Source organism: Streptomyces sp. NPDC047130, from assembly GCF_040643475.1.
GTDB lineage: Bacteria > Actinomycetota > Actinomycetes > Streptomycetales > Streptomycetaceae > Streptomyces.
Genome location: NZ_JBEYUK010000040.1, coordinates 32,550 through 42,004 on the forward strand (window position 1 = coordinate 32,550; position 9,455 = coordinate 42,004).

A 9,455-nucleotide genomic window follows, 5' to 3' on the forward strand; every position below is an offset into this window, starting at 1 on the left:
TAAGGGCGTGTTCACAGCACGACAACCTCACCGCCCCGAACCCGTCCCACGATGTGGATATGCTCACCGCATGGCCGCTCTTGGATGGCTCCTCCCTAGGAAGCGCTTCGCCACGGCGCGCAGCGTCCTGGCCGGCGAGGCCGCGGCGGAGGCCGCCCGCAAGTCCTCCCGCGCGCTCGAACAGCAGGACCGGTTCCCGGTCCTCGGCGACACCCGCGCCGCCGCCTTCTTCGACCTGGACAACACCGTGATGCAGGGCGCCGCCCTGTTCCACTTCGGCCGCGGCCTCTACAAGAGGAAGTTCTTCGACACCCGCGAGCTGCTCCGGTTCGCCTGGCAGCAGGCCTACTTCCGGCTGGCGGGCATCGAGGACCCGGCCCACATGCAGGAGGCCAGCGACGCCGCCCTGTCCATCGTGAAGGGCCACCGCGTCGAGGAACTCCGCGACATCGGCGAGGACATCTACGACGAGTACGTGGCCGGCCGCATCTGGAGCGGGACCCGCTCGCTGGCCCAGGCCCACCTGGACGCCGGCCAGAAGGTGTGGCTGGTGACCGCGGCCCCGGTGGAGATCGCCCAGACCATCGCCCGCCGCCTCGGCCTGACCGGCGCCCTCGGCACCGTCGCCGAGTCGGTCGACGGCGTCTACACCGGCCGCCTGGTCGGCGAGCCGCTGCACGGCCCCGCCAAGGCCGAGGCGGTCCGCGCCCTCGCCGCCGCCGAGGGCCTGGACCTCGACCGCTGCGCCGCCTACAGCGACTCGTACAACGACATCCCGATGCTCTCGCTGGTCGGCCACCCCTACGCGATCAATCCCGACACCCGGCTGCGCAAATACGCACGCGAACGCGAATGGCGACTGCGCGACTACCGCACCGGCCGCAAGGCGGCCATGGTCGGCATCCCGGCCGCCGCCGGAGTCGGCGCCGTGGCCGGCGGCACCGCCGCCGCGATAGCTCTGCACCGCCGCCGACGCCTGGTCTGACCGGCGCTTTTCCCGCCCCTCCCGGACACCCCGCGCCCGACGGCGCCCGGCCCCATCGGACCGGTCCCCCGTCGGGCGCCTCCGCGCGCACCCCGGCGGACTCCTGACGCTCCGCTCACATCGGCCGGACCCGGACAGCACGCGCTCGAATCATGGCCGAATGCGATCGCCAAACGGTCGCTCTGTGACACCGGATCCGACCCCAACCGGGCACGGAAGCAACGTAATCGACGATTTGAGCAACTCGGCGTAGCGGCGCCTGTACGAAGCGTTATTCTCCTCAGACGCAATCCGGTACCCCTCCGTCGCTACGACGGGTGAACGGTCCCGCACTGCACGTGATGGAAGCTCTGCCTCTGGGAGTCCCGTGTACCCACACGTCGGGGTTGACGCCTCGGGCCTGGCTGCGCTCCGCTCAGCGGCCCTGGAGCTGTTGCGCGGCTTCGTCCCCACCGCGTACGCCGTTCCCGCCCTCGCCGCCCCCGCCGGCCCGTGCTACGCCCTCGCCGAGGGCGCATCCACGGTCGCCCGGAGGGGCCGCGCGGGCGCCACCGCCGCACCCGCCCGCCGTCCGGCGGCGGACAGCGACAGCGCCCGCATGATGGACCTGGTCGAACGCGCCCAGGGAGGCGAGGCCGAGGCCTTCGGGCGGCTCTACGACCAGTACAGCGACACCGTCTACCGCTACATCTACTACCGCGTGAACAGCCGCGCGACCGCGGAGGACCTGACCAGCGAGACCTTCCTGCGCGCCCTGCGCCGCATCGGCACCTTCACCTGGCAGGGCAGGGACTTCGGCGCGTGGCTGGTCACCATCGCGCGCAACCTGGTCGCCGACCACTTCAAGTCCAGCCGTTTCCGTCTCGAGGTGACCACCGGCGAGATGCTCGACGCCAACGAGGTCGAACGCTCGCCCGAGGACTCCGTCCTGGAACATCTCTCCAACGCCGCCCTGCTCGACGCCGTCCGAAGGCTCAACCCCCAGCAGCAGGAATGCGTCACGCTCCGGTTCCTCCAGGGCCTCTCGGTCGCCGAGACGGCCCGGGTGATGGGCAAGAACGAGGGGGCCATCAAGACCCTCCAGTACCGCGCCGTCCGCACCCTGGCCCGGTTGCTCCCCGACGACGCCCGCTGACCGGGGGACGCCGCCCGGGCGGAGTCACCGGCCGGACACGCTCCGCCACCGTCAACTCACCATGGGTGAACGGCGGTTGATTCCTCATTCCATCCGCCTGATGTCCGTAACCGAAGTGCCCAGCCGCTCGTTGTCCGGGATACAGGCTCCCTGCGGACTCCCCGAGGTCCCCGCCGGGAGTCGTCCGTCATGACGAGAGGAGGTGCCGCCAGTGATCGCGAAGGTATCGGCGCACCGGCGGGCGAACGCCTTCGCCCAGGCCCTGGAGGAGCTGTCCGACCGGGGCACGGCGGCCGAGCAGCCACAGGGATCGGCACCGACCCCGGCTGCCGCGGAGGAGACCGGGCGGGCGGCCATGCTGGCCGTGGCCGCGGGTCTCGGCGAACTGCCCAAGCCGGAACTCGATCCGGAGGTGAAGGTCGTCCAGCGCGCCCAGTTGGTGGCGGCGATGGAGGCCATGGTTCAGGAGGGGGCCCTGGGCGGCGACGTGTCCGCGCAGGTCCCCGACCAGCGGTCGACCCGGGCGCGCGGCGCCCACCGGGCGAGCCCGCTGGGAAAGCTCAGGCCGCGCTCGCGCCTGACCAAGGGCCTGGCCGCCGGCGGACTCGGTGTCGGCGTGGCGGCGAGTGCCTTCGGCGGTGTTGCCGCGGCCAGTTCCGACGCCCTCCCCGGTGACTCGCTCTACGGCCTGAAGCGCGGCATCGAGGACTTCCGTCTGGGTTTCGCCGACGACGGCGCCGAGCGCGGCGGGATGCTGCTCGACCAGGCGTCGCGGCGGCTCGCGGAGACGCGGCGGCTGATGGAGCGGGGCCGCGGCGGTCATCTGGACCACGAGTCCCTGACCGAGATCCGCCGCACGCTGTCCGGGATGCACGAGGACGCGTCGGAGGGGCACCGCCTGCTCCACGACGCCTACCAGCGCGATCCGGACTCGCTCTCCCCGATCCAGACCCTCTCGGCGTTCTCCGAGCGGCACGGCCGGACGTGGAGCGAGCTGCGCGACCGGCTCCCCGTCCAGCTCGGTGACGTGAGCGAGGAGGTCTCCTCGGTCTTCGACGCCATGGAGCAGGACGTGGCGCCGCTGCGTCCGCTGCTGCCGAAGGCGCCGTCGGCCGGCGGGGAGGACGCCAGGCCGGGCGGGGCCGGCACCCGGTCCCCGGGTTCCTCGCCCTCCGGCGAGGCCGGCGAGTCCGGCAAGGAGGAGCGGGACAGCGGCTCCACCGGCACCGGCGGTTCGGGCAAGCCCGACGCGTCCCCGTCGTCGGAGCCGGACGGTCTCCTCGGCGGCGGCACGGGCGGCCTGTTCGACCCTCCGGCCCAGGAGGACCAGGACAGCGCCCAGCCGGAGGACAAGGACGAGGACGACCGCCGGGTCGTCCTGCCGCCGCTGCTGCCGGATCTGCTGCCGGGCCTCGGCCTGGGCGGGGACTCCGCGGAGTGAGCCCGGGCGCGAGGGGCGGCCCGTCCGGCCGCCCCTCGCGTCGGCGTGCCCGCTGCACGGCCGGCGGTCTCAGAAGAAGATCGACCGTCGCCGCACCAGCAGCTTGTAGAGGGTGTGCTGGATCTCCTCCCGCACCTGGTCGGTGAGGTTGAACATCAGCATCGGGTCGTCGGCCGCCTCCGGCGCGTACCCGTCGGTGGGGATCGGTTCCCCGAACTGGATGGTCCACTTGGTGGGCAGCGGCAGCGCGCCCAGCGGCCCCAGCCAGGGGAAGGTGGGCGTGATCGGGAAGTACGGCAGCCCGAGCAGCCTGGCCACGGTCCGGGCGTTGCCGACCATCGGGTAGATCTCCTCCGCGCCGACGACGGAGCACGGCACGATCGGCGCCCCCGCGCGCAACGCCGTGGAGACGAACCCGCCCCGGCCGAACCGCTGCAGCTTGTACCGCTCGCCGAACGGCTTCCCGATGCCCTTGAAGCCCTCCGGCATCACGCCGACCAGTTCGCCGCGGTCCAGGAGTTCCGCCGCGTCCTCGGCGCAGGCCAGCGTGTGCCCCAGCTTGCGGGCTATCTCGTTCACCACGGGCAGGGTGAAGACCAGGTCGGCGGCGAGCAGCCGCAGGTGACGCCCCGCCGGATGCCGGTCGTGGACGGCCACCTGCAGCATCAGGCCGTCCAGCGGGAGGGTCCCGGAGTGGTTGGCGACGATCAGCGCGCCGCCCTCGGCGGGGATGTTCTCGATGCCCTTCACCTCGACCCGGAAGTACTTCTCGTACAGCGGGCGGAGCATCGCCATCAGCACCTCGTCGGTGAGTTCGGCGTCGTAGCCGAAGTCGTCGACCTCGTACTCCCCGGTGACCCGGCGGCGCAGGAACGCCAGCCCTTTGGCCAGCCGCCGCTCCAGACCGCTCGGAGCGGCCTCCTCGGGCGCCTCAGCGGGCGCCTCAGCGGGCGCCTCCGCGCCGGAGTTCCGCCCGGAGGCGCCCTCGCCGCCCCGCGGGGTGTCCTGGTCCCTCGGGGCGTCCTCGGCCCGGGCGTCCTGGTCCTGCGCGGTGCCGTGGCCCTGGGCGGGCAGCGGGACGGCGCCGCCCGCGCCGGACCGGGCGCCGCGGGGCGCGGAACGCCGCCTGGCGCGGTCGTCGTCGAACGGGATGACCTTCGCGTCCGCCATGGTGACTGTGCTCCTCCGTCTACCGCGTGGCCTGCGGGCCGCTGCCGGCCTCGGTGCTGATGTGCGCCGCCCCGCCGCCGCGCACGGCGTTCCCGCGTACGGCGTTCCCGCGCACGGCGTCCTCCGGCGCGTCGTCCGGCGTCGCGGGTGCAGGCGTCGCGTCGGCCGGCTTCAGGGGGGCCGGCTTCACGGCCTCGGCGAGCCGGTCGACGGCCGCCGCGAGCAGCGCGGGCGGCAGCAGCCCGGGACCGGCGGCCTCGGCGAAGTCGGCGAACGTCTCCGCCGTGCCGTACCGGGGTGTGAAGCCGAGGACCTCGCGCATCTGGCCGGTGTCGACGACCCGTCCGTGGGTGAGCAGCCGGATCTGCTCCGGGGAGAAGTCGGAGAGCCCCAGCGTCCGCATCAGCGACCCGGTGAGGGTGACCGCGGGCAGCAGCACCGGGGCCGTGGGCCGCCCCATCCGCCGCGCGCACTGCGAGAGCGTCAGCACCCCGTCCCCGGCGACGTTGAACGTGCCGCTGTTGAGCGTCCCCCGCGCCGGCTCCCGCGAGGCCAGCAGCAGGACGTCGGTGACGTCGTCCTCGTGGACGAACTGCAGCCGCGGGTCGTACCCGAGCACCGTCGGCAGCACCGGCAGCCGGAAGTAGGAGGCGAGCGGGGTGTCCGCGCCCGGGCCGAGGATGTTGGCGAACCGCAGCACGCACACCGCCACGTCCGGCCGCCGCCGGGCGAACCCGCGGACGTAGCCCTCCACCTCGACGGCGTCCTTCGCGAAGCCACCGCTGGGCAGGGCCTTCGGCGCCGTGGTCTCGGCGAACACCGCCGGGTCCCGGGGCGCCGACCCGTACACCGTGGTGCTGGACTTCACCACCAGCCGCCGCAGCGTCGGCGACTTCTGGCAGGCGCCCAGCAGCTGCATGGTGCCGATGACGTTGGTCTCCTTCACGGAGGACCGGCCGCCGCCGGCCAGCGCGGTGCCCGTGACGTCCAGGTGGACCACCGTGTCCACGGAGTGCTCGGCCAGCACCCGGCCGATCACCGGCTGCCGGATGTCCGCCCGGACGAACACCGCCTCACCGAGGTCGTGCTCCGGCAGGACGGCGTCCACCGCCACCACCCGCTCGACGTCCGGGTCCTCGAGCAACCGGCGCACGTAGAGGCACCCCAGGCGCCGGGCCGCCCCGGTCACCAGCACGATCCTGCCCAAGATCAGCGCCTTCCCCTCGTCCGCCGGACTCCCTTGCGGCGGTACGCGACAACTTAGCCGCTCCGCGGAGCGCGGGCAGGCCCCTCACGTCCCTGACGCCCCCCGGCCACGCCACGTGCACGCCACCTCCGCGACGGCCCCGGAACACCACCACAAACGTCTGCGGCCCCCCACCGAACCGGTGGGGGGCCGCAGACGCACGCTTCGCGCGGCGTGTGCCGCGTCGCGCTACTTCTTGTTGCGACGCTGGACGCGCGTGCGCTTGAGCAGCTTGCGGTGCTTCTTCTTCGCCATCCGCTTGCGCCGCTTCTTGATAACAGAGCCCACGACTTACCCTCGCTCACTTCTCATCACTCGGTGTTGGGCGCCATGGGCCCATACGACCTTCGAGGGGAAAGCCTACCTTCCCCCGGCCGCAAGGTCGTAATCGAGGGGGCCCCGGGTTGATCCCGGGACCGTCGCGGGCGGCCCGTCAGGCCGTCTCCACCCCCACATAGCTCTCGCGAAGGTACTCGTGAACCGCTTGCTCCGGAACCCGGAACGACCGTCCGACCCGGATGGCGGGCAGATGACCGCTGTGCACCAGCCGGTACACGGTCATCTTGGACACGCGCATCACCGAGGCGACCTCCGCCACGGTAAGGAACTGAACCTCGTTCAGAGGCCTTTCGCTGCCAGCTGCCATGACACACCTGAACCCTTCGCACTCGACGGCCACCGGCTTCCCCTTCCGGTGACTCTTCGTCGCTGCGTGCTCACTCCCCAGGCTAGGGGCGGATGATGCGAGTGGGGAAGAGGAGCAGCCATCACCGGCCTACCGTGACAGACACCCGCGATTGAGCACGCAACGGATAAGCGGGGGACGCCGCCCGGGCCCCACACCCACCCCAACCGGAACGCCGGCCGCGCCCCGCGCTCCCCGCGCCGTCGACACCCCCCGGCACCTCGTCCATCCCGGCCGGCACGGCGGCCCGCACACCCGCTGACCTGCCCGCCGACCACGGAGCCGCCCGTTCGCCACGCCCACCGGGCCCGCCCCGGCACCGCCCGGCGCCCGCCGTGGAGCCCCGGCCGCCACCGGTCCCGCGGACGACGGCACGCCGGTGGTGCGCCCCCGGTCGCGGAACCGGCGGCGGCGTCGGAGCGGTGCCGTCCAGGGGCTGCCGGGGTTGCTGATGCGTAGGCGGAACCGGGTCGTTTTGTCGACACACCGACCCCGCAACGGGCGCAGGTCACCACCGCCGCCCGTCGAGCCGCCCCCACCACCGGGGCGGACGACACCTCACCCCGCTCCCACCCCCGGCCTCGCGGAGCCGGCGGCTCACGTCCCCCGCGGCCGGATTCCGCATTCCGGGCCGCGATCAGGCTCGATCACATACTGCCCGCCACCGGCCTCCAACAAGACCAGAACCAACCAACCCCCACACACTCGCCACGACACCCGCTGCCGTGCACCGGGCCCGCGGGACCGCTGCGCCGGTTCTCCTGGCAGGGCCTCGGCACGAGGTCCGCGGAAGGCGGCGGGGGGGGCGGGGGGGGAGGCCCGCCGTGCGGCCCCGACCGGGGCGGCGCGGGGACCGCTCACGGCATCAGCCCCCGCAGGGGGTACACCGCCTTACGCGTCGCCAGGATCGCCTGATCCAGCCGATCCGCCGGGTCGTACCCGTCCCCCCACTCCCGGAACGTCACCGGCCACCGCCCGTCCGTCATCCGCCGCGGCCCCGCCTGCCGCGTCGACGCGTACACCTCCTGCCGCCACCCCTCCGGCACCGCCGTCTCCGGCGCCACCGGCTTCCCCGCCGCGACCGCCACCAGGTGCGCCCACGACCGCGGCACGACGTCGACCACCTCGTACCCGCCCCCGCCGAGCGCGATCCACCGCCCCTCCGCGTGCGCGTGCGCCAGCCCGTGGCACGCCGCCTGCACCGCGTGCTGCGCGTCCAGCGACACCGCCAGGTGCGCCAGCGGGTCCTCGAAGTGCGTGTCCGCCCCGTGCTGCGAGACCAGCACCTGCGGCCGGAACTCCTCCAGCAACTCCGGCACCACCGAGTGGAACGCCCGCAGCCATCCCGCGTCCCCCGTGCCGGCCGGCAGCCCCACGTTCACCGCCGTGCCCTCGGCCCCGGGGCCGCCCGTCTCCTCGGGCCAGCCGGTCTGCGGGAACAGCGTGCGCGGGTGCTCGTGCAGGGAGATGGTCAGAACCCGCGGGTCCTCCCAGAACGCCGCCTGCACCCCGTCCCCGTGGTGCACGTCGACGTCCACGTAGGCGACCCGCTCCACACCGAGCTCCAGGAGGCGCGCGATGGCCAGCGCCGCGTCGTTGTAGACGCAGAACCCGGACGCCGCCCCCGGCATCGCGTGGTGCAGCCCGCCGGCGAAGTTCACCGCGTGCAGCGCGTCCCCCCGCCACACCGCCTCCGCGGCGCCCACCGACAGCCCCGCGATCAGCGCGGACACCTCGTGCATCCCCGCGAAGGCCGGGTCGTCCTCCGTACCCAGCCCGTACCGGGGATCGGCCACGGCGGGGTCGGCCGAGGCCGCCTTCACCGCGTCGATGTAGTCCTGCCGGTGCACCAGCCGCAACGTGGAGTCCCCGGCCGCCCTGCCACCGGCCACGGTGACCTCCCGGTCCAGCTCCAGCGCGGCCACCAGGCGGCGGGTCAGCGTCAACCGCACCGGATCCATCGGATGACCTCGCCCGAAGTCGTATCCGGTGACTGCCTCGTCCCACATCATCTGCGCGCGGCCGCTCATGCCCGCCACGGTAGCCGGTCACGCCAGCAGCGCCGCCAACTCCCCCATCGCCGAGAACACCGCCTTGGCCCCCGCCAGCTTCCCGGCCGGCGTCATCGCCGTGAACCCGTAGACGTCCATCCCCGCGGCCAGCCCCGCCCGGACGCCCAGCGGACTGTCCTCGACCACCGCACACCGCTCCGGAGGAACACCCATGGACCGGGCGGCGTGCAGGAACAGGTCCGGCGCCGGCTTGCCCCGCCCGACGTCCTGGGCACTGAAGATCCGCGCGTCGTCGAACCACCGGTCCAGCCCGGTCTTCCGGTGCCCGACCCGAATCCGCTCGTGACTCCCCGACGAGGCCACACAGAAGGGAACCCCGTCCTCAATCAGCCGCCGCAACACCTCGGCCACGCCGGGCACCGGTTGCAACTCCCGCTCGAAGGCGGCGAAGACACGGGCATGGAACACGTCGTCGAAGTCGGCCGGCAGCCGCTGCCCCGTCCGCTCGAGGATCAGGTCGTGGATGCGGTGCATCGCGGACCCCATGTAGTCGCGGATCGAGTCCTCGTAGGAGGTCTCGTGCCCGAGCTCGGTCAGGTAGCCGGCCAGGAGCCGGTTGGAGATTGGCTCACTGTCGACGAGCACACCGTCGTTGTCGAAGAGGACGAGGTCGTAGCGCATACCCCCGACGATAAACTCCCCGGAAATGCAGAAAGCCCCCGCACCATAACGGTGCGGGGGCTTTCCCAATAATTGTTCGGCGGCGTCCTACTCTCCCACA

Annotated in this window: 9 protein-coding genes; 3 read left to right on the forward strand and 6 right to left on the reverse strand. The window is 73.1% G+C overall.

The window, feature by feature from the left end; genetic code table 11:
* Positions 1 to 70: 70 nt before the first annotated feature.
* The 3 genes from ABZ836_RS28870 to ABZ836_RS28880 all read left to right on the forward strand — a co-directional run bounded on the left by ABZ836_RS28870 (position 71) and on the right by ABZ836_RS28880 (position 3,561).
* The gene (locus ABZ836_RS28870; RefSeq protein ID WP_356137318.1) at positions 71 to 985 is read left to right on the forward strand and encodes an HAD-IB family hydrolase; all 915 of its coding nucleotides are present in this window, start codon (positions 71 to 73) and stop codon (positions 983 to 985) included.
* Positions 986 to 1,352: 367 nt separating this feature from the next.
* Positions 1,353 to 2,120 carry an ECF subfamily RNA polymerase sigma factor, BldN family gene (locus ABZ836_RS28875; protein ID WP_356137320.1) on the forward strand — a complete coding sequence of 256 codons (768 nt, stop codon included), beginning with the start codon at positions 1,353 to 1,355 and terminating at the stop codon, positions 2,118 to 2,120.
* 211 nt (positions 2,121 to 2,331) lie between these two features.
* Complete coding sequence (locus tag ABZ836_RS28880) at positions 2,332 to 3,561, forward strand: DUF5667 domain-containing protein (protein ID WP_361147046.1); 1,230 nt, start codon at positions 2,332 to 2,334, stop codon at positions 3,559 to 3,561.
* Positions 3,562 to 3,630: 69 nt separating this feature from the next.
* On the opposite strand, the gene ABZ836_RS28885 is transcribed toward ABZ836_RS28880, so the two are convergent.
* From ABZ836_RS28885 to ABZ836_RS28910, 6 genes are all read right to left on the reverse strand, one after another.
* Positions 3,631 to 4,731 (reverse strand): lysophospholipid acyltransferase family protein, encoded by a 1,101-nt coding sequence (locus tag ABZ836_RS28885; RefSeq protein WP_361147049.1) that lies wholly within the window; start codon positions 4,729 to 4,731, stop codon positions 3,631 to 3,633.
* A 19-nt stretch (positions 4,732 to 4,750) separates the two neighbouring features.
* The gene (locus tag ABZ836_RS28890; RefSeq protein WP_361147052.1) at positions 4,751 to 5,938 is read right to left on the reverse strand and encodes an NAD-dependent epimerase/dehydratase family protein; all 1,188 of its coding nucleotides are present in this window, start codon (positions 5,936 to 5,938) and stop codon (positions 4,751 to 4,753) included.
* Between the two features lie 228 nt (positions 5,939 to 6,166).
* On the reverse strand, positions 6,167 to 6,265 hold the full coding sequence (locus ABZ836_RS28895) for an AURKAIP1/COX24 domain-containing protein (RefSeq protein WP_003948845.1): 99 nt from the start codon (positions 6,263 to 6,265) through the stop codon (positions 6,167 to 6,169).
* A gap of 145 nt (positions 6,266 to 6,410) precedes the next feature.
* A complete protein-coding gene (locus ABZ836_RS28900; RefSeq protein ID WP_159105670.1) occupies positions 6,411 to 6,623 on the reverse strand; it encodes a helix-turn-helix domain-containing protein in 213 nt (70 codons plus the stop codon).
* Between the two features lie 896 nt (positions 6,624 to 7,519).
* Positions 7,520 to 8,692 carry an acetoin utilization protein AcuC gene (locus ABZ836_RS28905; RefSeq protein ID WP_361147055.1) on the reverse strand — a complete coding sequence of 391 codons (1,173 nt, stop codon included), beginning with the start codon at positions 8,690 to 8,692 and terminating at the stop codon, positions 7,520 to 7,522.
* Between the two features lie 18 nt (positions 8,693 to 8,710).
* Positions 8,711 to 9,355 (reverse strand): HAD family hydrolase, encoded by a 645-nt coding sequence (locus ABZ836_RS28910; RefSeq protein WP_361147058.1) that lies wholly within the window; start codon positions 9,353 to 9,355, stop codon positions 8,711 to 8,713.
* Between the last annotated feature and the right edge of the window lie 100 nt (positions 9,356 to 9,455).

Bases quoted from the DNA above. Each gene is read 5' to 3' on its own strand.
- ABZ836_RS28900 (WP_159105670.1), bottom strand. From the start codon at position 6,623: ATGGCAGCTGGCAGCGAAAGGCCTCTGAACGAGGTTCAGTTCCTTACC.
- ABZ836_RS28910 (WP_361147058.1), bottom strand. From the start codon at position 9,355: ATGCGCTACGACCTCGTCCTCTTCGACAACGACGGTGTGCTCGTCGAC.
- ABZ836_RS28885 (WP_361147049.1), bottom strand. From the start codon at position 4,731: ATGGCGGACGCGAAGGTCATCCCGTTCGACGACGACCGCGCCAGGCGG.
- ABZ836_RS28870 (WP_356137318.1), top strand. From the start codon at position 71: ATGGCCGCTCTTGGATGGCTCCTCCCTAGGAAGCGCTTCGCCACGGCG.
- ABZ836_RS28905 (WP_361147055.1), bottom strand. From the start codon at position 8,692: ATGAGCGGCCGCGCGCAGATGATGTGGGACGAGGCAGTCACCGGATAC.